At 66.1% G+C, this 22,828-nt stretch carries 21 protein-coding genes and 1 pseudogene; 14 read left to right on the forward strand and 8 right to left on the reverse strand.

From position 1 onward, the window contains the following. The first annotated feature begins 249 nt into the window (after window positions 1–249). Together qhpG and GJV37_RS09315 are read left to right on the forward strand one after the other, a co-directional pair. Window positions 250–1,566, forward strand: coding sequence for a flavin-dependent monooxygenase QhpG (gene qhpG / locus GJV37_RS09310; RefSeq protein WP_170859616.1), 1,317 nt, complete (start codon window positions 250–252; stop codon window positions 1,564–1,566). A gap of 63 nt (window positions 1,567–1,629) precedes the next feature. Then, the gene (locus GJV37_RS09315) at window positions 1,630–2,157 is read left to right on the forward strand and encodes a DUF3828 domain-containing protein (protein ID WP_038803153.1); all 528 of its coding nucleotides are present in this window, start codon (window positions 1,630–1,632) and stop codon (window positions 2,155–2,157) included. 209 nt (window positions 2,158–2,366) lie between these two features. Here GJV37_RS09315 and GJV37_RS09320 read toward each other — a convergent pair whose 3' ends face one another. Next, window positions 2,367–3,752, reverse strand: a complete 1,386-nt coding sequence (locus GJV37_RS09320) for an NAD-dependent succinate-semialdehyde dehydrogenase (RefSeq protein WP_024765590.1) — start codon at window positions 3,750–3,752, stop codon at window positions 2,367–2,369. 132 nt (window positions 3,753–3,884) lie between these two features. On the opposite strand from GJV37_RS09320, the gene ptrR reads away from it, so the two are divergent. From ptrR to GJV37_RS09335, 3 genes are all read left to right on the forward strand, one after another. Then, window positions 3,885–4,763 carry a putrescine utilization regulator PtrR gene (gene ptrR / locus GJV37_RS09325; protein ID WP_024765589.1) on the forward strand — a complete coding sequence of 293 codons (879 nt, stop codon included), beginning with the start codon at window positions 3,885–3,887 and terminating at the stop codon, window positions 4,761–4,763. 223 nt (window positions 4,764–4,986) lie between these two features. Continuing rightward, complete coding sequence (locus GJV37_RS09330; protein WP_024765588.1) at window positions 4,987–5,973, forward strand: hypothetical protein; 987 nt, start codon at window positions 4,987–4,989, stop codon at window positions 5,971–5,973. After that, complete coding sequence (locus tag GJV37_RS09335; protein ID WP_170859617.1) at window positions 5,970–6,779, forward strand: peptidoglycan recognition protein family protein; 810 nt, start codon at window positions 5,970–5,972, stop codon at window positions 6,777–6,779. The genes GJV37_RS09330 and GJV37_RS09335 overlap by 4 nt, the downstream gene beginning before the upstream one ends. A 49-nt stretch (window positions 6,780–6,828) precedes the next feature. Here the strand turns inward: GJV37_RS09335 and GJV37_RS09340 are convergent, their stop codons facing one another. Then, complete coding sequence (locus GJV37_RS09340) at window positions 6,829–8,376, reverse strand: nucleobase:cation symporter-2 family protein (protein ID WP_024765586.1); 1,548 nt, start codon at window positions 8,374–8,376, stop codon at window positions 6,829–6,831. Window positions 8,377–8,755: 379 nt separating this feature from the next. On the opposite strand from GJV37_RS09340, the pseudogene GJV37_RS29655 reads away from it, so the two are divergent. From GJV37_RS29655 to GJV37_RS09350, 3 genes and pseudogenes are all read left to right on the forward strand, one after another. Continuing rightward, window positions 8,756–8,890, forward strand: a pseudogene (locus GJV37_RS29655) (LysR family transcriptional regulator); the annotation flags it as partial. Between the two features lie 98 nt (window positions 8,891–8,988). After that, entirely contained in the window at window positions 8,989–9,165 is a 177-nt protein-coding gene (locus GJV37_RS29505) for a LysR substrate-binding domain-containing protein (RefSeq protein WP_246228288.1), read from the forward strand. A gap of 494 nt (window positions 9,166–9,659) precedes the next feature. Continuing rightward, window positions 9,660–10,352, forward strand: a complete 693-nt coding sequence (locus tag GJV37_RS09350) for a B3/B4 domain-containing protein (RefSeq protein ID WP_170859618.1) — start codon at window positions 9,660–9,662, stop codon at window positions 10,350–10,352. A 4-nt stretch (window positions 10,353–10,356) separates the two neighbouring features. Here the strand turns inward: GJV37_RS09350 and GJV37_RS09355 are convergent, their stop codons facing one another. Then, the gene (locus tag GJV37_RS09355) at window positions 10,357–10,986 is read right to left on the reverse strand and encodes a TetR/AcrR family transcriptional regulator (RefSeq protein WP_170859619.1); all 630 of its coding nucleotides are present in this window, start codon (window positions 10,984–10,986) and stop codon (window positions 10,357–10,359) included. A 95-nt stretch (window positions 10,987–11,081) separates the two neighbouring features. Here GJV37_RS09355 and GJV37_RS09360 point away from each other — a divergent pair, with 95 nt between their 5' ends. Then, a complete protein-coding gene (locus tag GJV37_RS09360) occupies window positions 11,082–11,747 on the forward strand; it encodes an O-methyltransferase (protein ID WP_170859620.1) in 666 nt (221 codons plus the stop codon). 11 nt (window positions 11,748–11,758) lie between these two features. Here GJV37_RS09360 and GJV37_RS09365 read toward each other — a convergent pair whose 3' ends face one another. Further along, a complete protein-coding gene (locus tag GJV37_RS09365) occupies window positions 11,759–12,682 on the reverse strand; it encodes a LysR family transcriptional regulator (RefSeq protein WP_170859621.1) in 924 nt (307 codons plus the stop codon). Window positions 12,683–12,845: 163 nt separating this feature from the next. On the opposite strand from GJV37_RS09365, the gene GJV37_RS09370 reads away from it, so the two are divergent. Together GJV37_RS09370 and GJV37_RS09375 are read left to right on the forward strand one after the other, a co-directional pair. Then, window positions 12,846–13,241 (forward strand): RidA family protein, encoded by a 396-nt coding sequence (locus tag GJV37_RS09370; RefSeq protein ID WP_037012222.1) that lies wholly within the window; start codon window positions 12,846–12,848, stop codon window positions 13,239–13,241. A gap of 84 nt (window positions 13,242–13,325) precedes the next feature. Then, on the forward strand, window positions 13,326–13,826 hold the full coding sequence (locus tag GJV37_RS09375) for a GNAT family N-acetyltransferase (protein ID WP_170859622.1): 501 nt from the start codon (window positions 13,326–13,328) through the stop codon (window positions 13,824–13,826). 4 nt (window positions 13,827–13,830) lie between these two features. Here the strand turns inward: GJV37_RS09375 and GJV37_RS09380 are convergent, their stop codons facing one another. Then, a complete protein-coding gene (locus GJV37_RS09380) occupies window positions 13,831–14,250 on the reverse strand; it encodes a transcriptional regulator (protein ID WP_170859623.1) in 420 nt (139 codons plus the stop codon). Between the two features lie 202 nt (window positions 14,251–14,452). On the opposite strand from GJV37_RS09380, the gene GJV37_RS09385 reads away from it, so the two are divergent. Both GJV37_RS09385 and GJV37_RS09390 read left to right on the forward strand, forming a co-directional pair. Next, window positions 14,453–14,842, forward strand: coding sequence for a hypothetical protein (locus GJV37_RS09385; RefSeq protein WP_235376348.1), 390 nt, complete (start codon window positions 14,453–14,455; stop codon window positions 14,840–14,842). Window positions 14,843–15,291: 449 nt separating this feature from the next. Beyond that, window positions 15,292–16,986 (forward strand): amidase, encoded by a 1,695-nt coding sequence (locus GJV37_RS09390; protein ID WP_170859624.1) that lies wholly within the window; start codon window positions 15,292–15,294, stop codon window positions 16,984–16,986. Between the two features lie 149 nt (window positions 16,987–17,135). Here GJV37_RS09390 and GJV37_RS09395 read toward each other — a convergent pair whose 3' ends face one another. Further along, a complete protein-coding gene (locus tag GJV37_RS09395; RefSeq protein ID WP_170859635.1) occupies window positions 17,136–18,149 on the reverse strand; it encodes a GlxA family transcriptional regulator in 1,014 nt (337 codons plus the stop codon). Between the two features lie 259 nt (window positions 18,150–18,408). Here GJV37_RS09395 and GJV37_RS09400 point away from each other — a divergent pair, with 259 nt between their 5' ends. Further along, entirely contained in the window at window positions 18,409–19,068 is a 660-nt protein-coding gene (locus GJV37_RS09400) for a glutathione S-transferase family protein (protein WP_024765576.1), read from the forward strand. A gap of 87 nt (window positions 19,069–19,155) precedes the next feature. On the opposite strand, the gene GJV37_RS09405 is transcribed toward GJV37_RS09400, so the two are convergent. Then, window positions 19,156–20,649, reverse strand: a complete 1,494-nt coding sequence (locus GJV37_RS09405) for an aldehyde dehydrogenase family protein (protein WP_170859625.1) — start codon at window positions 20,647–20,649, stop codon at window positions 19,156–19,158. A gap of 412 nt (window positions 20,650–21,061) precedes the next feature. After that, a complete protein-coding gene (locus tag GJV37_RS09410) occupies window positions 21,062–22,735 on the reverse strand; it encodes an MFS transporter (protein ID WP_170859626.1) in 1,674 nt (557 codons plus the stop codon). Window positions 22,736–22,828: the final 93 nt, after the last annotated feature.

Consider the following 22,828-nt stretch of genomic DNA (forward strand, 5'->3'; position numbering starts at 1 on the left):
CCCTCTCCCGGAGGGAGAGGGAGCCGTCCTCTGCAAGCGTTCATTACGCAGACTTTCCCGCGGCCCTCTGCGTGCGAAGAAACTCCCATGCACGCCGATCAGTCCCTACTCCCTCCGGGAGAGAGCCGTCCTCTGCAGGCGTTCAGTTCTGAGACTTTGCTGCAGCCCTCGGCGTGAACAGAAATCCCCATGCACGCCGATCAGTCCCCTCTCCCTCTGGGAGAGGGCTAGGGTGAGGGCCTCCGTAGCATGAGTGAACGCCCGATCCTGATTCTTGGCGCCGGCCCCGCCGGAGCCGCCGTCGCCCTCGGCCTGCACCGTCTCGGTCATCCCGTCACAGTGATCAGCGAATGGCGCCGCTTCGCCGCCGTCGAAGGTGTCTCCCGGCGCGTGCTCGAAGGATTGCGCAACGCCGGTCTGAAGCACGCACTGGAATGTGCCGCGCCGCCCTCGCAACGGCGTGTGCACTGGAACGGCGTGGAAAGCGCGCAGAACATCGAATGCATCCTCGACCGTCCGCGCTTCGATGCCGGGCTGCGCGAGGACATGACCCAAGCCGGTGTCGAGCTGATCGAAGCGCAGGTGCTGGCGGTGGAGAAAGACGGCGCTGCTTGGCGCGTGACGCTGGATGACGGCCGGGTAGTGCAGGGCGCCTTCCTCGTCGAAGCCCGCGGCCGCCAGGCACCATTGAATCAAAAGGGCCAGAAGGCCCGGCGCGGCCCGGAAACCCTCAGCCTGCTCAATCGCTGGCAGGGCGAGCCCGGTCCTTTGGCGACAGCGGTGGAGAGCCTGCCCGACGGCTGGGCGTGGATGGCGCGGCTGGAGGATGGGCGCTGCTACTGGCAGCTCACCCTGGACGTCGCCAGCAGCCAACTGCCGCCCCGCGAGCAACTGCTGGACTACTGCCGCGAGCGCCGCCGCGCGTCGAGGCTGGTCCGGCAATTTTTCGGGGATGCCGAGGAGCGCGAACTGGACCTGCACGCCCGCAGCAGCACGGCGATCCTCTGCCTGGAAGCTTGCGGCGATAACTGGATTCGCGTGGGCGATGCGGCGATGGCGGTGGACCCGTTGTCGGGCAATGGCATCTTCCAGTCGCTGTCCTCGGCCTTGCAGGCGCCGCTGGTGATCAACACGCTGCTGCGCGCGCCGGAGCGGGCTGAATTGGCCAAGCGCTTCCACCGGCAACGGGTCGAGCAGCTGTTCCTGCGCTTCGCCCGCGTTGGCCGTGACTTTTATGCCAGCGAAGAGCAATGGAGTGGCCAGCCGTTCTGGCAGGCTCGCCGCGGGTGGCCGGACGAGCAGCCGAGCCACGTGCCTGCGGATTTCGCCAGCCTGCGCATCGAGCGTGCACCGGTCCTGAAGGGCGAGTTCGTCGATGAGGCGGAAGTGGTGGTCAGCGCCGATCAGCCGCTGGGCATCTGGCACCTCGACGGCCTGGAACTGGCGCCCTGGCTGCGGCGGCTGCGCGCGGAGCCGGAAGCCCAGGTGCTGGCGGACCTGCCGCCGGAACGGCGTCGAGCCTTTCAGGGCTGGCTGCTCGCCCAGGGCTATCGCCCGCAGCTTTAACCACTTCACGGATTTTCGAGGCTGCGCCGGGCGATGATGTACGGCTGCCCGATGGAGAATCCCATGGCCTTCCTGCGATCCGCCTTTGCCCTGTCGCTGATCCTGCTGACGCTCTTCGATACCTCGCTCGCGGCTTCGACGTCGGCGGTCGACACCGCCAGCGCGGAACGCTTCCTGCGCCAGTTGTACGCCAGCTATTCGCCGGACGGGCCGGGCGTGCCGAACCCGTCGCTGAAGGAAGAGGACGTCTACGATGCCTCGCTGATCGCCCTGATGAAGGCCGACCAGGACGCCGCCGATGGCGAGCTGGGCTACCTGGGTGGCGACCCGCTATGCGATTGCCAGGACTGGGGCGATATCAAGGTGAAGTCGCTGGAGTTTGCGCCGGTGGACGATGAGCGAATCAAGGCCCGGGTGGTGCTCAAGGATGCACTGACCGGGGAGGACCGCGACCTTGGCCTGCTGTTGCATCGCACGTCAGGCGGCTGGCTCGTCGAGGACTGCTTCAACGAGCAGGGCAGCCTGGCCGAGAATCTCCGGCATAGCACCCGTGAGCTCCTGCAGCTGAAGAAGGGCGCGGCCAAGCCCTGATGCAGAAGCGCCTCAAGTTCTTGTAGGGCGGATAACCTGTTCCAGGTTATGCGCCCTACGGCTTGATGACGGACTTCGGTCCGGTTCGCGAGCAAAAAGTCTGCCCCTGCAAAGGCCCTTCTGCCTTGAACGAAACGCACGGCACATCGCCCATGAAAAAGGCCCCGCTACCGCTTGGCGATAGAGGGGCCTTCTGCTTTCAGAGCGGCTTACTTGCGGTCGATCCAAACGGTCTGCGGGTTGGTGAACTCGCGCAGGCCGAAGTGCGACAGTTCGCGACCGAAGCCGCTTTTCTTCACGCCGCCGATCGGTACGCGCGGATCGGAAGCGGAGAAGCCGTTGATGAACACGCCACCGCTGACCAGGCGACGGGCCATGTGCTGGGCCTTGGCCTTGTCGGCAGTCCAGATCGCGCCGGAGAGGCCGAACTCGCTGTCGTTGGCCAGTTCCAGGGCGTGCTCGGCGTCGCGGGCGACGATCAGCGAGGCGACGGGGCCGAAGATTTCCTTCTTGAACGCGGTGTTGCCCGGCTGCACGTTGGCCAGCACGGTCGGCGCGTAGTAGTTGCCTTCGCCGTCGAGCTTGTGGCCGCCCAGCAGCAGGGTGGCGCCGTCGGCGATGGCTTGCTGTACCTGGCCGTCCAGCTCGTCGCGCAGGTCGAAGCGGGCCATCGGGCCGACGAAGGTGTCGTCTGCCAGCGGGTCGCCGATCTTCAGCGCTTTCACCGCAGCCAGCAGCTTCTCGGTGAAGGCCGGGGCGATGGATTCTTCGAGGATCATGCGCTTGGCGGCGATGCACACCTGGCCGCAGTTGCCGAAGCGGCTGGCGACGGCGGCCTTCACGGCGGCGTCGAGGTCGGCGTCGGCGAGCACGATGAAGGCGTCGGAGCCGCCCAGTTCCAGCACACACTTCTTCAGCGCGGCACCGGCCTGGGAGGCGATGGCGGCGCCCGCGCCGACGCTGCCGGTCACGGCGATGGAGGCGATACGGTCATCGGCGATGGCCTTGGAGACCAGCGGCGGCTCGACGTTCAGCACCTCGAACACGCCTTCCGGCAGGCCGGCCTGCAGCCAGGCGTCGCGCAGCTGATAGGCGCAGCCCATGACGTTGGGCGCGTGCTTGAGCACGTAGGTGTTGCCGCCGAGGATGATGCTGACCGCGCCACGCATGACCTGCCAGGTGGGGAAGTTCCACGGCATCACGGCCAGGACCGGGCCCAGCGGCAGGTAGGAGATGTACGCGCCGTCGATGCTGGTCTTCTCGTCTTCGAGCATGGCCGGGCCGTTGTCGGCGTACCACTCGCAGAGGTTGGCGCACTTGTTGATCTCGCCACGGGCCTGGGTGACCGGCATGCCCATTTCCTGCGCTTCCATGCGAGCCATCGGCTCGACGTTGGCGCGCAGCACCTCGGCCATCTTGCGCAGCACGGCGACACGTTCGGCGATGCCGGTGTCGCGCCATTGGCGGAACGCGGCATCGGTGCGGGCCAGCGCGGTTTCCAGCTGGGCGGCGTCTTCGAAGGTGTAGCGGGCCAGTTCCTGGCCGGTGGCGGGGCTGCGGGAGATGGCAGCGGGGATGGCGGCGATCTGGTTCATGGTGAGTCCTGCTTGTTCTGTAGGAGGCGGTTCGTCCGGTCGCACTGGCTCCGGAATGACGCTGAAATTAAGATGTCGAACCATTCATGTAAAATGAATAATCAAGAAAGACTCTTTCTCCAGGAGAGAATGATGGACCTGACCCAGCTGGAAATCGTCCGCGCCGTCGCCACCGAAGGCAGCATCACCGCCGCTGCGGCCCGTCTGCACCGCGTGCCTTCGAACCTGACCACGCGGATCAAGCAGTTGGAAGCGGAGCTGGGCACCGAGCTGTTCATCCGCGAGAAGCTGCGCCTGCGTCTGTCGCCAACCGGGCGCAGCTTTCTCGACTACGCCGAGCGCATCCTCGATCTGGTGGAGGAAGCCAGGCAGGTCGCGGTGGGCGCCGAGCCGCACGGCGGGTTCTCCCTGGGCTCGATGGAAAGCACGGCGGCGGTGCGCATCCCGGAGATGCTCGCGCGCTATCACCAGAATTGCCCCAAGGTACAGCTGGACCTGTCCACCGGCCCGTCGGGCGAGATGATCGACGGCGTGCTCTCCGGCCGCTTCATCGCCGCCTTCGCCGACGGCCCGGCCAACCACCCGCAACTGGACGGCCAGCCGGTGTACCGAGAAGAGCTGGTGTTGATGAGCGCCAAGCACCATGCGCCGGTGCATGACGCGCGGGACGTGGCGGGGGAGACGGTATTCGCCTTCCGCGATACCTGTTCCTACCGCAAGCGCCTGGAGGGCTGGTTCGCCGAACACCGGGTGGTGCCGGGCAAGATCGTCGAGATGGAGTCCTACCACGGCATGCTCGCCTGCATCGCGGCGGGCGGCGGCGTGGCGATCATCCCGCGGGGGATGTTCGACAGCCTGGCCGGCGGTCGCAACGTGGCGATCCACCGGCTGGCGCCGCAGCATGCCGATGCGACGACCTGGCTGTTCTGGCGGCGCGGCACCGATACGCCGGCGCTGCGGGCCTTTATCGAGCTACTGGACGCGCCGGGCGCGGAAACCGAAGCGGCTTGATTTCAGCGCTGAAACAGCTGCTGTTTCAGCGCTGCAACGTAACGTTGGCAATACGCTCGAATTTATCCGCAAAGCCCCCTTGCAGAGCCTTTGCGCTGCGCTAACGTGAGCTGGACTGTCAGCCGTGCGAATGCGCGGCAGGCGCCCGTGGTTGGAGCATTGGGCGCATGCCGTGGCGCTTCGCGACAGGGATCGTTTCCATCCCTCGTTGCCCGGAGCCACTATGGACACACGCCCCCGGACCCGTCGCGCGAATCGTCTGCAGATATGGACGATGGGCGCTGGCCTGATCTTCCTTTCCCTTCTGCTGGCCTGGCTGCTGGTGTCGTTGTGGCCGCAGCACTACCCGAAGTTCCCGCTGGCCGGTGTCGAAGGCGATGCTGGCGCGCAATGCCTGCTCGGCTGGTGCCCTGGCCCAGATGCCCGGCTGCTGGTGATGGTGATGGTCGCGGGCGGCCTGGGCAGCTTCGTGCATATCGCCAAGTCGTTCGGCGACTTCGTCGGCAACGACCGCTTCATGGCCAGCTGGATCTGGTGGTACATCCTCAAGCCCTTTATCGGCATGATCCTCGCGCTGATGCTCTACCTGGTCATCCGCGGCGGATTCCTCACCGTCGGCACCACGGCGGCTGCCGATGACGGTGTGGTCAACGTCAACCTCTACGGCCTGGTGGGCATGGCATGCCTTGCCGGTATGTTCGCCAAGCAGGCCACCGACAAGCTGGGCGAGCTGTTCGACACCCTGTTCCGCACCCGTGAAAGCGACAAGCGCCGCGACGGTCTGGGCAACCCCGTGCCGACCTTGACCGACGCACAGCCTGGCGCCGTGGATGCCCAGTCCCTCCATGTCTGCCTGCAGGGCGGCGGTTTCGTGCGCGGCGCCGTCGTCCAGGTCAACGGCGTGAGCCGTGAAACCACCGTCAGCGACAGCACTCGCCTGGCGGTGCAGCTGCTGGAGGAGGACCTGCTGACGGGCCGCCAGCTGAGCCTGGTGGTAGTCAATCCGCCTCCGGGGGGAGGCGCCTCGGCGCCGCTGATGCTGCCGTTGCTGGAGGCTGCCGCGCCGCCGCTCGCGGCGCCGGTGGGGCTGTCGGCGCCTGGCGTCGTCATGCTGCACCCGGAGGTTGAGATCGACGGTTGCGATTGCCCCATCGAAGAGGAAACCGCGGACGAGGACCTGCCCGCCGCTACCGGAGGAGTCCAAGCATGAACTACGCGTTGACCTGGTTGCCGGACGTGCTCGAAGCCGCCGGCTTGAAAGTCGCCCGTGTGGACGGCTGGAGCAGTCGCGGGGTGGGTGATATGGGGCAGGTGCATGGCGTGATCTGCCATCACACCGCTGGCCCGTTGCGCGGCAATATGCCCAGCCTGAAGACCCTGATCGAGGGGCGCCGTGACCTCAGTGGGCCACTGGCCCAGCTGGGGCTCGGGCGTGACGGCACCTACTACGTGATCGCCGCCGGCCGCTGCAACCATGCCGGCAAGGGAAGCTGGGAAGGCTTAAGTTCCGGCAACAGCAGCTTCATCGGCATCGAGGCGGAAAATACCGGGCTCGATGAAGCCTGGAGCGATGTACAGATGGACAGTTACCAGCGCGGTGTCGCGGCCATTCTCAGGCACCTGAAGCAGGACGAACAGGCCTGCGCCGGCCACAAGGAGTACGCCCTGCCGCATGGGCGCAAGAACGATCCGACCTTCGACATGGAGGCATTTCGCACGAGGGTGCGCGAGATACTCGATGGCAAGGCGATCCTGCGTCCGATGATCCCGGCCCTGGAGTCGGATACGGTACCTGGTCAGTTACCGCGGCCGACCTTGCGGCGCGGTGCGGTAGGTGACCTGGTGCGCCTTGTCCAGCGTGCCTGTGGTGCCGATGAGGACGCCCATTTTGGCGCGAAGACCGAAGCTGCGGTGCGGGAGTTCCAGCGCCGCCACGAGCTGGTGGCCGATGGCATAGTGGGGCCGAAGACCTGGCGGCTGATCGATCAGGCCCTGCAGCAGGAACAGGCGCCCTGAATGAAAAAGGCCCCGGAAGGGGCCTTTTTCATGGACGTCTGACTGAGTATCAGGCGCTGCTGTTCACCGTCTCGCGCTTGAGCGGTCGGGTCGCTGGCGCGTGGTGCTCGTCGTGGTCGTGATCGTCGACGATTACCGGTACTTCGTTGCCCTCGGCGTCAAACAGCTTGCCGTTCTGGAAGTAGTCACCCTCGTTCAGCGCGGCGATGTCACGGTAGCGCAGGGTGCGTTCCTCGGCGGCGACGAACACCGACTGCTGGTCCGAGTTGCCGGTCTTGAAGTGGTTGAACAGCAGGTTGAGGCCGATGGCCATGATCGCCGCCGAGCTGATGCCCGAGTGGAAGATGGTGGCGAACCAGCTGGGGAAGTGCTCGTAGAAGCTCGGCGCGGCGATCGGGATCATGCCGAAGCCGATCGAGGTGGCGACGATGATCAGGTTCATGTTGTTGCGGTAGTCGACCTTGGACAGCGTGCGGATGCCGCTCGCCGCCACGGTGCCGAACAGCACCACGCCAGCGCCGCCCAGCACGGAGGAGGGCACCGCGGCGATCACCCGGCCCATCACCGGCAGCAGGCCGAGGGTCACCAGGATCAGGCCGCCGGTGGCTACCACGTAGCGGCTCTTGACGCCGGTCACCGCCACCAGGCCGACGTTCTGGGCGAACGCGCTCTGGGTGAAGGAGCCGAAGATCGGCGCCACTATGCTCGACGCCATGTCGGCGCGCAGGCCGTTGCCCAGGCGCTTGGAGTCGACCTTGGTGCCGATGATCTCGCCCACGGCGAGGATGTCCGCCGAGGTCTCCACCAGGGTCACCATGATCACGATCAGCATCGACAGGATCGCGGCGATGTGGAAGGTCGGCATGCCGAAGTGGAAGATCGCCGGGAAGGCCACCATCGGACCTTCGGCCACGCGGGAAAAGTCGGTCATGCCCAGGGCGGCGGCGATCAGGGTGCCGATCACCATGGCCAGCAGGATCGACAGGCGCGAGATCGACGCGCTGCCCAGTTTGCTCAGCAGCAGGACGATCACCAGGGTGAGCGCGGCCAGGCCGATGTTGGCCATGCTGCCGAAGTCCGGTGCCTTGGGGTTGCCGCCCATGGCCCAGCGCGCGGCCACCGGCATCAGCGTCAGGCCGATGGTGGTGATGACGATGCCGGTCACCAGCGGCGGGAAGAACTTGGTGATGCGCGAGAAGATCGGCGTGATCAGGAAGCCGATGAACGAGGCGGCCATGACTGCGCCGAGCACGGCATTCAGGCCGCCGCCCTCGTAGCCGCCGCCGAGGATGGCGATCATGGTGGCGACGCCAGCGAAGGATACGCCCTGCACCAGCGGCATCTGTGAGCCGAAGAACGGGATGCCGAGGGTCTGCAGCAGGGTGGCGAGGCCACCGGCGAACAGCGAGGCGGCGATCAGCAGGCCGATTTCGCTGGGGGAGAGCCCGGCCGCCTGGCCGAGGATCAGGGGCACGGCGACGATACCGCCGTACATGGTCAGAACGTGTTGCAGGCCGTACGCCAGGTTGGCGCCGATTCCGAGGTTCTCGTCTTCCGGGCGTGCGCCGGCGGACGCTACAGCTGAACGATCATTCATGGCTGAGGACTCGCTTGTTTTTGTTGTGCGGCCACTGTAGACAAAGTTCGTGGGAAATATCCACTGGTTTGTATACATTTTCGCGTCCAATGGTCCGGAATCTGACCGGGTGGTTAGGTGCCTTTTCCGTTGAGATGGCTCTGTAATCAGCGTTATGCATGAAATCCTGACTCGGTATGCTCTGCCCAAAATGTGTGCATTCTTGAATCCAAAAGCACCAGTTGGCTGCATGCAAAGCGCCGCAAGCTTCTTTGCACCCACCTGGACACAGGACTTCGCAAATTGCGGGCCAGAGGTGCCTGGAGCGCGTTGCGTTCCCGGGTGAAGGCCGCTCCTGCTATAACCGTCCGTCACGATGTGCGCAGGACTGCTTCAGAAGATGGCCTTCCCGCCACTGCACAGTTTCAGGGTGTTCGAAAGCGTGCCCCGCCTGGGCAGCCTGGCGGCGGCTGCCATCGAACTGCACGTCACCAGCGGCGCGGTCAGCCAGCAGGTCAAGGCGCTGCAGGCCGGCCTGGGTGTGGAGCTGTTCGAGAAGCGCGGCCGCCAGTTGGTGCTGACCGCCAGTGGGCGAGCGCTGCAGAAGAGCGTGGCCAGCGCGCTGGCTTCGGCGTGGCGCTCAGCGACGAGGCGGTTTCACAGCGCGACCTCGACGAAGGCCGGCTGGTGCGTCCGGCGCCGATCTCGGTGGCGGCAGTGCACAACTACTACGTGGTCTGCCCTGAGGCGAAGCGGGAACGCCCGGAGGTCCGGGCGTTCATCGAGTGGTTGCTGTCGGTTGGTGAGTAGTGCTCAACCCGGGAGCGCTGTGGCTTGGGTGAGTCTGCAAAAGGCGGCTTGGGCGCAGGCCTCAGTAGCCGTAACCGCGCCCATCCGTGAACTGGATGTCGGTCAGGATGCTGATGTCCTTCTCCATCTCACCGCTGGCAGGGGCGCACTTCAATGCACGATTTCTGTGGCCCGACAGTTCGGTTCGACTAAAGCATTGCGGATTAGCCGGACTGATTTTTGAGAGCTTAGATAAGCCTGGCTAATACTTCATTCGGGGATTTCATGGCAGCGTCGGCGCCTTCCCGGTAGAAATAGCGTGGCCAGGCTTGCTGCCCGGCGCCTTCGTGCCCACCGATTCCGGAGACATTCCCATGAAGTCCAGATGGACCACTTTGCTTTGCCTGCTGAAAACCCTGTCCGTTGCCTGGGGCGACTACCACAAGCGCAACTTCGTCCGCCGCTGAGATGGGCAACTTGATCGTCCGCATTCGCTGTACACCTAGGATTTCGCCATGCATCCCGTCACGCCTCGCATTGCCCCCGCCATCGCCGCCATCGCCCCCGGCTTTCGGGCCCTGAGCATCACGGTCGAGGCCGCGCCGATCCGCCACCCGGCGGTGGCCGAGCAGGCCCTGCAGCGAGCCTGCGCGGCTCTCCTGGCGGGTGAGCCGGCCTGGGCCGAGGCACACCTGGCGGCGTGGGCCGACGTGTTCCGCCGTTTTGGTGCCAAGCCTCAGCGCACGCCCTGCTCGGCGGAGGCGCTGCGCAAGCGTGTACTGCGTGACGGCAGCCTGCCGGTCATCGATCCGGTGGTGGACCTGTACAACGCCATCAGCGTGCAGTTCGCGATTCCGGTGGGTGGGGAGAACCTCGCCGCCTACGCCGGAACCCCGCGCCTGGTGATCGCCGACGGCAACGAACTCTTCGACACCATGAAGGACGGCGCGCCGGCCCACGAATCGCCCGAATCCGGCGAAGTCATCTGGCGTGACGACCTCGGTGTCACCTGTCGCCGCTGGAACTGGCGGCAGGGCGTGCGCACCCGCCTGGACGCCGACGCGCAGCGGATGTGGTTCATCCTCGAAAGCCTGCCGCAGATGCCGCTGGAAGCCCTGCGCGAGGCGGGCGACCAACTGATCGCCGGGTTGCAGGCGATGATGCCGGGCGCCAAGGCCGAGGCGCAGTTGGTGGAGTGCCGGGGTTAAGCCTCTACTGCATGAGGCTCTTCAGGTAGGCGCAGAACATATCTGCCAGCGCATCGCTGAAAGCATCGATCTGCTCGGCGCTGCGCGGGCTTTCCGATAACTGCTTGCCCACTGAGCCGAGCGTCGTGGTGATCAACTCGCAAGCCAGCGTGCGCTGGGTTTCGGGAGCGAGCGGGAGGGCTTCGGCGATGAACCCCTGGAAAATCCCCTCGCTGGCGGCCTTGGCTTCGCGGGCCTCCGGCGCATCGCGGTAGAGCGGGGCGGCATCGCTCAGGGCGATGCGCATGCGCGCCTCTTCGCACTCGGAGCGGATGAAGGCATGGACGAGGTTGCGCAGGCGCTGCAATGGCGCCTGCGTTTCGTCCGCCAGCAGGCCGCGCAACATCTCGGTGGTCTGCCGCCATTCGTCGCTCTGCAGGCGGAACAGGATCGCCGCCTTGTTCGGGAAGTACTGGTACAGCGAGCCGACACTGACCCCGGCGCGCTCGGCCACGCGCGCGGTGGTGAAACGCGAGGCGCCTTCCTTCTCCAGAACCTGAACAGCGGCATCCAGAATGGCCGTCACCAGGTCGTTGGAGCGCGCCTGTTTCGGCTCCTTGCGCGTGGAAATACGCGGGCTGCGGCGTTCGGGCATGGGGCTCTCCGGCAATGCGAATAGTGGAACCTGACGAATTCGTCGCATTCTAGTCGGGCGCTTTTTCGCGCTCAATCCCCTATCCGGAGACCAGCATGACGACCCTCACTTCTGCCCCCTTGGCACCCCTGCTGCAACGCCTCTTCGAGGAAGTTGATGCGGCCTCTCCCCAGTCCAGCCCGGCCTTCGCCAATCTCGACCAGGCCGCGCTGACGCGCCTGATGCAGAGCAAGACTGAGTACCGGGAGCTCTACGGCCAGCTCAGGGATCAGCCGCTGCCCGTCTCGCGGGAAACCGCTGCGCTGCTGTACATGCTGGCGCGCAGCATCGGCGCCAGGCACATCGTCGAATTCGGCACTTCCTTCGGTATTTCGACGCTGCACCTGGCGGCTGCCTTGCGCGACAACGGCGGCGGCCGGCTGATCACCAGCGAGTTCGAGCCTTCGAAAGTGGCACGCGCCCAGGCCAACCTGGTCGCGGCTGGCGTGGCCGACCTGGTGGAAATCCGCGAGGGCGATGCATTGCAGACGCTGGCCCGCGACCTGCCTGAGAGTATCGACCTGTTGCTGCTCGACGGCGCCAAGGCGCTCTACCCGGAAATCCTCGCCCTGGTGGAAAACCGCCTGCGGCCCGGTGCGCTGGTCATCGCCGACAACGCCGACTACAGCGCGGAGTACCTGGCGGAGGTCCGCCTGCCGGGCGGGCGCTACCTGTCGATTCCGTTTGCCGATGACGTGGAATTGTCCATGCGCCTGGGTTGAAGTTGCGCTGTCTAGAGCTGGGGCTGGGCCACCGGCGCGTGCCGCGCCATCAGCTCGACGATCCAGTCGATGAACACCCTCAGCTTCGCGCTGACGTGGCGGTTGGGCGGGAAGGCCACGAACAGCGGCATGGTTTCCATCGTCCAGCCGGCGAACAGCTCCACCAGTTCGCCGCGCGCCACGGCCTCGTCGGCCATGTAGCGCGGCAGCCAGAGCACCCCCATGCCGGCGATACCGGCGGCGAGGTAGGCGTTGCCGTCGTCCACGGTCAGCACCGGCCGCCCCTGGACCTGCACGGTCTCCCCGTCCTTGCGCAGCGCGTACGACAACGGCTTGCCGGTGCGCGCCCAGAGGTAACCGACGATGCGCTGCTGGCTGTTCTCCAGGTCACGCGGGTGCTCCGGCACTCCGGCGCGCTGCAGGTAGGAAGGCGCGGCGAAGACCCCCAACTGCAGGTCGCCGACGCGCCGGGCCATCAGCGATTGATCGGTAAGTTCGCCACCACGCACCACGCAATCCACATTCTCATCGATGAGGTCGACCATGCGGTCGCTGACGCCCAGGTCGATCTGGATGTCCGGGTAGCGCGCGTGGAAGTCCGGCAGCGCGGGGATCAGCAGGATGCGCGCCAGCGGGCTGGGCACGTCCACCCTCAGCCGCCCGCGGGGTTCGGTGGCGGCGCTGGAGAGGCTGGTCTCGGCGTCATCGATGTCCGCCAGCAGGCGCACCACGCGCTCGTAGTACGCAGCGCCGTCGGCGGTGAGGTTGAGCTTGCGCGTGGTGCGGTTGAGCAGTCGCACACGCAGGCGCGCCTCCAACTGCTGGATCAGCTGGGTCACGCTGGTGCGGCTCATGTGCAGGGTGTCGGCGGCCTTGGTGAAGCTGCCGGTTTCCACCACGCGGGCGAAGGCTTGCATCGCATCGAAACGGTCCATGGCGGCTCCGGCTGGCCCAGGAAGGAGGGCGTTGAGAGGGGCTGATTGTTTGGATTCTACAAACAATGCTGACCAGTGTTGCCCGATTATCGCCGCCCGCGCGCGCCGTAACCTGCCTCCATCGTTGAACCGGGGCCATCGTGCCCCTCGCTGGAGCAAGCAGATGAGTACACGTGACGTGGTTTTCCCTTCCGGCCGCCAGGCTCTTTATGAACGCAACCGCTATTCCCCGGCGATCCGCAGCAACGGCCTGCTGTTCGTCTCGGGCCAGGTTGGCAGCCGCGAGGACGGTTCGCCCGAGGCCGGGCTGGATGCCCAGGTGCGGCGTGCCTTCGCAAACCTCAACGGGATCCTCGACGCCGCCGGTTGCAGCTTCGATGACGTGATGGACGTGACGATCTTCATGGTCGACCCCCAGGCGAATTTCGAGCGCGCCTGGCAGGTCGCCGCCGACTATTGGGGCGCAGCCCCCTATCCGACGGTGACGGCGGTGGGCGTGACCTGGCTCTACGGCTTCGATTTCGAGATCAAGGTGATCGCGCGCCTGCCACAGGGCTGAAACCGGCCGCAGGGCAGGGCGGCGAGACGGGACGGCCGGGTTTCTTTACCATGCCGTCCTGTTTTGCCCTGCCAGGATTTCCCCATGACCGCTCCGACCTTCCGCACCGCCGTTTCCGCCGACACCGACCGTTGCTTCGCGATCGAAACCACCGCCTACGAGGGCGACGAGGCGGCGACGCACGAGAAGATCGCCACGCGCATCGCGCAATATCCCGAAGGCTTCCTGATCATGGAGCTGGACGGCGAGATCATCGGCTTCATCAACAGTGGCTGCGCGTTCGACGTGGTGATGTCCGACGAGGGCTTCAAGGAACTCATCGGCCATGATCCGGCGGCGCCCAACGTGGTGATCATGTCGGTGGTGATCGACCCGGCGCTGCAGGGCAAGGGCTATGCGTCGCTGCTGATGCGCACCTTCGTCGAACGCATGGCGGGCCTGGGCAAGCGCAGCATCCACCTGATGTGCAAGGACCGCCACGTGCCGCTCTACGAGCGCTTCGGCTACCGCTACGTCAAGCCGTCGGCGTCCGACCATGGCGGCATGGCGTGGCACGAGATGGTCATGGAATTGCCAGCCGCCTGAGCCTTCAGCGCTCCGGTCGATCGTTCACCCGGTCGCGGGTGGCGCGCTCGGCCAGCCGGTCGAAGGATTCCGGCAGCAGCGCCGCCTCTCCCTGCTCGTCGAGCAACTGGCGGAATACCAGGTGGTCCGGGAAGCTGCGGCTGATCAGCGTGAGCAGCTCGGTGCCGCGTTCGGTCAGCTCGAAGTTGTTGCCGGTGCCGCCGTGCTCGCGCGGGCGCTCCTGGATATAGCCGTTGGCGTAGAGATCGCCCTCCAGGTCGCCGGCGACCTTCTTCAGATGATCCGTGCTGCCCTCCACCGGCTCGCCCTGCAGCCGGTGCTGCTCGGCCACTTCCTCGCCGCATTCGCGAGCCTTGTAGGGTTGGTCGGCGCATTCCTGGGCGCGCAGCAGCAGGTGTTCGATCAGGTCCCAGTCGTAGCTCATGGCATGTCCTCCGGGGTTGGAAAGTCGGGGGCTTCCTGATTTGCGACCGGCCAGGGCGGGGAGGGTTCGAACTTCCTGCGCAGCGGCGCGCAACCATCAATGCCGTCGAGCTTCACTATCGATGCAATCGAGTGGTGCGCGGGCCGGGCACGGCTGACTATCTGCCCCACGAGATCGATGAACCGAGCAAGGGACAGAATCGATGAACACCCAGCGCCCCACCGCCAATCGCCCGGCTGCCCGTATCGCCCTTGGTCCGCTGCTGCTGGCGGTGGCAAGCCTGACCGGCTGCGCGGCGACCTCCGAAAGCCAGCTGAGCTGGGACAGCCTCGGTGGCATGACTGCCCAGGACAGCAGCGCCTATCTCAACTGCGTCGACGGCAGGCTGACTCCCGGTACCGCCACGTTCGTCAGCGACCGTGGCACCACCCGCCAGTTGCTCACCGGCAGCGCCGATCCGCTGCAGGCCAGCGGCATCGTCCAGGTGACCCCCATCGCCGGCGGTAACCATTTCAGCGCCTTCCAGCGCAGCGCCTGGCAGGACAAGGGCGAGTTGCTGGACGCCGCCTACCAGTGTTCGCAGCACGGTTGATGATCTGTAGAGGTTGATACGTCTTCGAGCGGATCGCTCCCCCCAGCGACCCGCCCAGCGCCGGCAGGCGGCGAGTAGCCTGCGCCAGCGTCTGCCTTCGGGCTTTCGCTGATTCACTCTCCAAGGGTGCTTCCCCCGGCACCCGTATCTCGCCCGTCGAGTTCGCGCTCGGCGGGCGTTTTTTTTAATTTACGCGTGTTGTGTATTCTGATCGGACATGCCAGTGTGTGCGCCCTGGCGGGTGTATTCGCCCTGCCTTGCCCAGGATGCGCATCCGGTTTGTCCGCCGGGCGCTGAACGACGCCGCCGGCCGACGGTAAACTCACTCCCGTCGCGTAACAGAAGTACAAGAGAATCGAGATGAACACGCATTTTCCGACTTGCGCCGTCTGGGTCCTTCGCGACGCAGACCTGCCCCATCCCACCAACCTTCAGCCGACGGTGAAAGCATGATCGAGGTAACCGAAGTTTCCATTGCGCAGCTGCGTGAAGCCCTCGAGTCGGGCCGCACCACCTCGGTCGAACTGGTCAAGGCCTACCTCGCGCGCATCGATGCCTACGATGGCCCGACCAAGCTCAACGCCGTGGTCGTGCGCAACCCCGAGGCCCTGAAGGAAGCCGAAGCCTCCGACTCCCGCCGCGCCCGTGGCGAAACCCTCGGCCCGCTGGACGGCATTCCGTACACCGCCAAGGACAGCTACCTGGTGAAAGGCCTGACCGCCGCTTCCGGCAGCCCGGCCTTCAAGGACCTGATCGCCTACCGCGACGCCTTCACCGTCGAGCGCCTGCGCGCCGGCGGCGCCATCTGCCTGGGCAAGACCAACATGCCGCCCATGGCCAACGGTGGCATGCAGCGCGGCGTCTACGGCCGTGCTGAAAGCCCGTACAACCGCAAGTTCCTCACCGCGCCCTTCGCCTCCGGCTCCTCCAACGGTGCCGGCACTGCGACCGCCGCGAGCTTCTCGGCCTTTGGCCTGGCGGAAGAAACCTGGTCCAGCGGCCGCGGCCCGGCCTCGAACAACGGCCTGTGCGCCTACACCCCGTCCCGTGGCGTGATCTCGGTGCGTGGCAACTGGCCGCTGACCCCGACCATGGACGTGGTGGTGCCCTACGCCCGCACCATGGCCGACCTGCTGGAAGTGCTCGACGTGGTCGTCGCTGAAGACGCCGACAAGCGCGGTGACCTGTGGCGCCTGCAGCCGTGGGTGCCGATCCCCGCCGTCAGCGAAGTGCGCCCGGCGTCCTACCTGGACCTCGCCGCCGGCCCCGAAGCCCTCAAGGGCAAGCGCCTGGGCGTGCCGCGCATGTTCATCAACAAGGACGAACTGGCCGGCACCAGCGAGAAGCCTGGCATCGGCGGCCCGACCGGCCAGCGCATCAACACCCGCGCCTCGGTCATCGACCTCTGGGAACAGGCCCGCAAGGCCCTGGAAGCTGCCGGCGCCGAAGTCGTCGAAGTGGATTTCCCGCTGGTCTCCAACTGCGAGGGCGACCGTCCCGGCGCGCCGACCGTATTCAACCGCGGCATCGTATCCCCCGAGTTCCTCCACGATGAACTGTGGGAGCTGTCCGGCTGGGGCTTCGACGACTTCCTGCGCGCCAACGGCGACCCCAAGCTGAACAAGCTGGCCGACGTCGATGGTCCGCAGATATTCCCGCACGATCCGGGCACCTTGCCCAACCGCGAGGACGACCTGGTCGCCGGCATGGACGAGTACGTCAACATGGCCAAGCGCGGCCTGAAGACCTGGGACCAGATCGAGACCCTGCCCGACGGCCTGCGTGGCCTGGAAAAGACCCGCAAGCTCGATCTGGAAGACTGGATGGACGGGCTGAAGCTGGACGCCGTGCTGTTCCCCACTGTGGCCGATGTGGGCCCGGCGGACGCCGACGTCAATCCGGAGTCGGCCGACATCGCCTGGAGCAACGGCATCTGGGTGGCCAACGGCAACCTGGCGATCCGTCACCTGGGCGTGCCGACCGTCACCGTGCCCATGGGCGTGATGGCCGACATCGGCATGCCGGTGGGCCTGACCTTCGCCGGTCGCGCCTATGACGACTCGGCGCTGCTGACCTTTGCCGCGGCCTTCGAGGCCACCGGCTCCAAGCGCCTGGTGCCGCCGAGCACGCCGCCGCTGGGCTGATCGGTCGATTGCTTCCAGCAGGATGAAAAACCGCGCCCAGGGCGCGGTTTTTTATTGCCAGAAGCGCTGGGTGCGACGTTTTCGATGATCTGGTGTGCTAATGGGCCATATTAGCGACCAGGCGCCGGCCCGATTGGCGAAGCGTGCCTCTACAACCGCTCCACTGTGCGCACCGCCTTCACGCAACCGAAGCGCGACTCCTTGGACGGCGAGTAGCCGTAGAAGGACGTGTAGCACTTGCTGAAATGGCTGGGCGAGACGAAGCCGCAGGCCAGCCCCACCTCGTACATCGGCAGGCTGGAATGCTGCAGCAGGCGACGGCTTTCGGTAATGCGCAGCTCCAGGTAATAGCGTACCGGCGTGGTGCCCAGTTGGTCCTGGAACAGTCGCTCGATCTGCCGCTTGGAGCGCCCGACGTAGTTCGACAGCTGGTCCTGGCTCAGCGGTTCCTCGATGTTCGCGCTCATCAGGTTGATCGCCTCGCGCAATGGCTCGCTGAGCTTCTCGTGCAGTGCGGGGCGAGTGCGGCGGAAGCGCGACTCCTCGAAGGCCAGGATGTCGACGATGGCGTCCACCAGTTCGCGGCCGTGGCGCGCGTTGATCCACTCCAGCACCAGGTTGAAGGCGCCGGTGGGGCTGGCGGCGGTGAGGCGGTCGCGGTCGGCCTGGTAGCTCTCGCTGGTGACATCGCTGTGCCGGGCGATCTCCGCCAGCGCCGCGCGGTTCTCCGGGTGGATGGCGCAACGGTAGCCGTCCAGCAGGCCCGCCTGGCCGAGGAACCAGGCGCCGTTCCACAGGCCGGCGAGGGCGATGCCGCGGTCGGCGGCGATCCGCAGCAGGCGCGTCAGCTCGGGGATCGCGCGCAGCGAGGTGCGCAAGCCGCCGCAGACCACCAGCAGGTCGAGCTCGGCGAGTTGCGCCGAGGTCAGTGTCGCGCCGGGGCAGATCACCAGGCCCAGGTCGCTGGTGACCGACTCGCCATCGAGGCTGAAGGTCTGGGTGGCGAAGGTCTGTGCGCGGATGAGGTTGGCGGTGACCAGAGTATCCAGAGCCTGGGTGAAGGCCGGCAGGGAGAAGTGCTCCAGCAGCAGGAAGCCTACCCGCGCGAGACGGCCGGGCTCCCGGGACTCTCCGTCGAGATAGCGCAGGTTGCGCCTCTGCATGGCCCCACTGAACTGGCGGCGTTCGACCAATTGGCGGTTCTCCTGTGGGCAAGCGTCAACCGTGAACGCCCGATGGCCGTGGGCGGGCTGGGAATGGGGGCGCCGTGAGACTCAAGCTAAGGCAGTGGCTGAGCTGTGAGTTACTCGACATCGTCGTGGGCATCGCCAAAAACGACATGGCCGGTCGGCGGGGCCGTCGGTCGCTCCCCTGCATTCGGGGCTAGGCTCAAGGCTTTGGTCCACCCCAGGTAATTCCGCCATGTCCCTTGTCCTTTTCGGCCATCTCTTTTCCTCCTACACGCAGAAGGTGCTGATCGCGCTGTACGAGAACGCCACGCCCTTCGAGTTCCGCGGCCTGGGCCCGGATGAGCCGGACAACGGTGCGCACTGGCTGCGCCTGTGGCCGCTGGCGAAGTTCCCGGTGCTGCTCGACGGTGAGCACAGCGTCGCCGAGACCAGCATCATCATCGAGTACCTCCACTTGCAGCATCCCGGCCCGGTGCGGCTGTTGCCGGACGATCCGCTGAAGGCGCTGGACGTGCGCTTCCTCGACCGCTTCTTCGACTGGCACGTGATGACCCCGGTGCAGCACGCCGTGCTGGGGGCCATGAGCGGTGAGGCGAGCAAGCGTGCCGAAGGCCTGGCCCACGCGGTGAGCAAGCTCGAACTGGCCTATGCCTGGCTGGAAGAGGAACTGGCCGGGCGCGCCTGGGCGGCGGGCGACAGCTTCAGCCTGGCCGACTGCGCTGCGGCACCTTCGCTGTTCTACGCCGACTGGACCCACCCCATCGGCGACCGCTACCCGACCCTGCGCGCCTACCGTTCGCGCCTGCTGGCGCGCCCGTCCTTCGCCCGCGCGGTGGAGGATGCGCGACCTCTGCGGACACTGTTCCCGCTGGGAGCGCCGGATCGCGATTGAGCGCAAAAAAATCCCCCGTGCGCTGCCGCGTCCGGGGGATGCAAGACCCGCACAGAGGATGCGCGGACGAGGTAGACGAGTGGAGAGTTACAGGCGAATCAGCACCGACTTCAGCTCGGTGTAGTGCTCGATGGCGGCGGCGCCCATTTCGCGGCCGAGGCCGGACATCTTGTAGCCACCGAAGGGCAACGCCGGGTCCAGCGCGCTGTGGCAGTTGACCCACACCGAGCCGGACTTGATGCGCGGCACCATGCGGTGCACCGCCGCCAGGTCGTTGGACCAGACGCTCGCGCCGAGGCCGTAGGGGCTGTCGTTGGCCAGGCGCAGGGCGTCTTCGATGTCGTCGAAGGGCAGGGCGACCAGCACCGGGCCGAAGATCTCTTCCTGCACCAGCGGGTTCTTCTGGTCGACGTCGACGATCACCGTCGGCTTGACGAAGTAGCCGGGGCCGAACTGCTCGCCGCCGCAGGCGATGGTGGCGCCCTTGTCGCGGCCCAGTTCGATGTAGTCGAACACGCGTTTCTGCTGCTTGGCGGAGATCAGCGGACCCATGTCGATGCTCGGGTCGAGCCCGTTGCCCAGCTTCATGCCGTTGGCGATGCCGGCGATGTCGGCCACCACGTTGTCGAAGTGCTTGCGCTGCACATAGAGGCGCGATCCGGCGCAGCAGACCTGGCCCTGGTTGAAGAAGATCGCCTGGGCGGCGCCGGCTGCGGCGGTGGCCAGGTCGGCGTCGGCCATGACGATGGTCGGCGACTTGCCGCCCAGTTCCAGGGTCACGCGGGTCATGTTGTCCATGGCCGCCTTGCCGATCTGCTTGCCCACCGGCGTGGAGCCGGTGAAGGTCAGCTTGTCCACCAGCGGGTGGTGAGAGAGGGCGGCGCCCGCGGTGATGCCGGTGCCGGTGACGACGTTGAACACGCCGGCCGGGTAGCCCGCTTCGAGGACGAGTTCGGCAAGTTTCAGCGCGGACAGCGGCGTCTCGTCGGCGGGCTTGAGCACCGCCGAGCAGCCGGTGGCCAGCGCCGGGCCGAGCTTCCAGCAGGCCAGCAGCAGCGGGAAGTTCCAGGCGACGATGGCGCCGACCACGCCGACGGCTTCGCGGCGGATGTAGCCGTGGAAGTCGCCGTCGGGCATCAGCGGCATCGATACGTCCACGGTGGTGCCTTCGATCTTGGTGGCGTAGCCGGCCATGTAGCGCAGGAAGTCGATGGCCAGTTGCACGTCCATCACGCGGGCGACGGCGGCGCTCTTGCCGTTGTTCAGGCATTCGAGTTCGGCCAGCAGGTCGGCATCGCGCTCCATCAGCTCGGCGAGCTTCCACAGCAGGTTCTGCCGCTCGCGCGGGCGGGTGCGGCTCCAGGCGGAGTCATCGAAGGCCTGGCGTGCGGCGCGCACGGCGCGGTCGACATCGGCGACGGTGCCGGCCGGCACCTGGCAGAGCACTTCGCCGGTGGCCGGATTGCGCAGGTCCATCAGGGCGCCGTCGCTGGCGGAGGTCCAGTCGGCACCGATGAGCATCTTCGGCGCGCGCTGCAGGAAGGCGCGGGATTCGGGCTTGATGGGCAGGGAAGCGAGCATTGCGGTGGCCTCTTGTTGTCTGTTCCAGGAACGTTGAGGCGGAGCATCGCAACGGCTGTGCCAAGGCTGTTATTTCCATTTAACTAATTGAAATTTAAATAATTATTTCATTTATGAATGACGACGAAGTGGAGCTGCTGTCGCACATTGCGACAGCAGTTGAGACGTTTGAAGGGGCGTTTTCAGAGGGAGCGGAGTTGGGCGTGCCCTCTCCCTAACCCTCTCCCTGAAGGGAGAGGGGACTGGCCTGGCGCGAAGCGTGGCCACGGTACTTTCCTGCTGACATGCTGCTTTCGCTGGGGTGCGATAGCGCGTAGTCGCCGGGAATCACGGTAGCCAGAACGGCACGAACACCCCCTCTCCCTTCAGGGAGAGGGCTGGGGAGAGGGGCTCTCCGGCGTGGCACGACAGATCAGTGAGTGATATCCCGGTCCTTGGTCTCCGGCAGGAACAGAATGCCCAGCACCGCCGTCATCACGGCAATGACGATGGGGTACCAGAGCCCGTAGTAGATGTCCCCGGTGGCCGCCACCATGGCGAAGGCGACGGTGGGCAGGAAGCCGCCGAACCAGCCGTTGCCGATGTGGTAGGGCAGCGACATGGAGGTGTAGCGGATACGCGTCGGGAACAGCTCCACCAGCCACGCGGCGATGGGGCCGTAGACCATGGTCACGTAGATCACCAGGACGGTCAGCAGCACCAGCATCATCAGGTGGTTGATCTTCGCCGGGTCGGCCTTCTCGGGGTAGCCGGCTTCCTTCAGCGAGGCGGCCAGTTGCGCGGTGAAGACTTCGGACTGCACCTTGAACTCTGCCGCCGGCATGCCGGCCCCTTCGAAGCTGGCGATGACCTTGTCGCCGATGTGCACCTGGGCGACGGCGCCCGTTTCGGCCTTGAGGTTTTCGTAGGGGATCGCGCGCTTGGCCAGCAGGCTTTTGGCCATGTCGCAGGAGCTGACGAATTTAGCCTTGCCCACCGGGTCGAACTGGAAGGCACAGGCGCTCGGGTCGGCGACCACCGTCACCGGGTTCTTCTCCTGGGCGGCGAACACGTCCGGGTTACCGAACTGGGTCAGCCCGTGGAAGATCGGGAAGTAGGTCAGCGCCGCGAGGATGCAGCCGGTCATGATGATCTTCTTGCGGCCGATGCGATCGGACAGGCTGCCGAAGAACACGAAGAACGGTGTGCCCAGCAGTAGGGAGCCGGCGATCAGCAGGTTGGCGGTCTGCGGGTCGATCTTCAGTGTCTGCAGCAGGAAGAACAGCGCGTAGAACTGCCCGGTGTACCAGACCACGGCCTGGCCGGCGGTGCCGCCGAGCAGCGACATGATCACTACCTTGAGGTTCTCCCAGCGGCCGAAGGACTCGGTCAGCGGCGCCTTGGAGGCCTTGCCTTCTTCCTTCATCTTCATGAACACCGGCGACTCGGCGAGTTGCAGGCGGATGTACACCGAGATGATCAGCAGCAGGATCGACAGCAGGAACGGAATCCGCCAGCCCCAGGCTTCGAACGCCTCGGTGCCGAGCACGGTGCGGCAGGCCATGATCACCAGCAGCGAGAGGAACAGGCCGAGGGTCGCGGTGGTCTGGATCCACGAGGTGAAGAAGCCCCGCTTGCCCTTGGGCGCGTGCTCGGCGACGTAGGTCGCCGCGCCGCCGTACTCGCCGCCCAGCGCCAGGCCCTGCAGCAGGCGCAGGGTGATGAGGATGATCGGCGCAGCGACGCCGATGGTGGAGTAGGCCGGTAGCAGGCCGACTACGGCGGTGGACACGCCCATGATGACGATGGTGATGAGGAAGGTGTGCTTGCGCCCGATCATGTCGCCCAGGCGGCCGAACACGATGGCGCCGAAGGGCCGCACCGCGAAGCCGGCGGCGAAGGCCAGCAGGGCGAAGATGAAGGCGGTGGTTTCGTTGACCCCGGCGAAGAAGTGCTTGGCGATGATCGCCGCCAGGGAGCCATAGAGGTAGAAGTCGTACCACTCGAAAACGGTGCCCAGGGAGGAGGCAAAGATGACCTTGCGCTCCTCCTTCGTCACTCCGGTGGAAGGCGCGTTGCCCGCGGACGGGCTGTATGTCTGTGCCATGTTCGTCTCCGTCTTGTTGTTGTGTTGGGCCGGAGTCCCTCAATACCGTTACCGCACTCGAGCCCAGGGCTGATGTCAGGTCGTACGGATTGC

Source organism: Pseudomonas nitroreducens, assembly GCF_010994165.1.
GTDB classification, from domain to species: domain Bacteria; phylum Pseudomonadota; class Gammaproteobacteria; order Pseudomonadales; family Pseudomonadaceae; genus Pseudomonas; species Pseudomonas nitroreducens.

What these genes read in the sequence shown, in the direction of transcription:
- ptrR (WP_024765589.1), top strand. Translation starts at nt 3,885, where the DNA reads ATGGACCTGACCCAGCTGGAAATCGTCCGCGCCGTCGCCACCGAAGGC.
- GJV37_RS09385 (WP_235376348.1), top strand. Translation starts at nt 14,453, where the DNA reads ATGAACACCCAGCGCCCCACCGCCAATCGCCCGGCTGCCCGTATCGCC.
- GJV37_RS09340 (WP_024765586.1), bottom strand. Translation starts at nt 8,376, where the DNA reads ATGAATGATCGTTCAGCTGTAGCGTCCGCCGGCGCACGCCCGGAAGAC.
- GJV37_RS09360 (WP_170859620.1), top strand. Translation starts at nt 11,082, where the DNA reads ATGACGACCCTCACTTCTGCCCCCTTGGCACCCCTGCTGCAACGCCTC.
- GJV37_RS09350 (WP_170859618.1), top strand. Translation starts at nt 9,660, where the DNA reads ATGCATCCCGTCACGCCTCGCATTGCCCCCGCCATCGCCGCCATCGCC.
- GJV37_RS09405 (WP_170859625.1), bottom strand. Translation starts at nt 20,649, where the DNA reads ATGCTCGCTTCCCTGCCCATCAAGCCCGAATCCCGCGCCTTCCTGCAG.
- GJV37_RS09355 (WP_170859619.1), bottom strand. Translation starts at nt 10,986, where the DNA reads ATGCCCGAACGCCGCAGCCCGCGTATTTCCACGCGCAAGGAGCCGAAA.
- GJV37_RS09315 (WP_038803153.1), top strand. Translation starts at nt 1,630, where the DNA reads ATGGCCTTCCTGCGATCCGCCTTTGCCCTGTCGCTGATCCTGCTGACG.
- GJV37_RS09365 (WP_170859621.1), bottom strand. Translation starts at nt 12,682, where the DNA reads ATGGACCGTTTCGATGCGATGCAAGCCTTCGCCCGCGTGGTGGAAACC.
- GJV37_RS09320 (WP_024765590.1), bottom strand. Translation starts at nt 3,752, where the DNA reads ATGAACCAGATCGCCGCCATCCCCGCTGCCATCTCCCGCAGCCCCGCC.
- GJV37_RS09370 (WP_037012222.1), top strand. Translation starts at nt 12,846, where the DNA reads ATGAGTACACGTGACGTGGTTTTCCCTTCCGGCCGCCAGGCTCTTTAT.
- GJV37_RS09395 (WP_170859635.1), bottom strand. Translation starts at nt 18,149, where the DNA reads ATGCAGAGGCGCAACCTGCGCTATCTCGACGGAGAGTCCCGGGAGCCC.
- GJV37_RS09400 (WP_024765576.1), top strand. Translation starts at nt 18,409, where the DNA reads ATGTCCCTTGTCCTTTTCGGCCATCTCTTTTCCTCCTACACGCAGAAG.
- qhpG (WP_170859616.1), top strand. Translation starts at nt 250, where the DNA reads ATGAGTGAACGCCCGATCCTGATTCTTGGCGCCGGCCCCGCCGGAGCC.
- GJV37_RS09380 (WP_170859623.1), bottom strand. Translation starts at nt 14,250, where the DNA reads ATGAGCTACGACTGGGACCTGATCGAACACCTGCTGCTGCGCGCCCAG.
- GJV37_RS09375 (WP_170859622.1), top strand. Translation starts at nt 13,326, where the DNA reads ATGACCGCTCCGACCTTCCGCACCGCCGTTTCCGCCGACACCGACCGT.
- GJV37_RS09330 (WP_024765588.1), top strand. Translation starts at nt 4,987, where the DNA reads ATGGACACACGCCCCCGGACCCGTCGCGCGAATCGTCTGCAGATATGG.
- GJV37_RS09410 (WP_170859626.1), bottom strand. Translation starts at nt 22,735, where the DNA reads ATGGCACAGACATACAGCCCGTCCGCGGGCAACGCGCCTTCCACCGGA.
- GJV37_RS09390 (WP_170859624.1), top strand. Translation starts at nt 15,292, where the DNA reads ATGATCGAGGTAACCGAAGTTTCCATTGCGCAGCTGCGTGAAGCCCTC.
- GJV37_RS09335 (WP_170859617.1), top strand. Translation starts at nt 5,970, where the DNA reads ATGAACTACGCGTTGACCTGGTTGCCGGACGTGCTCGAAGCCGCCGGC.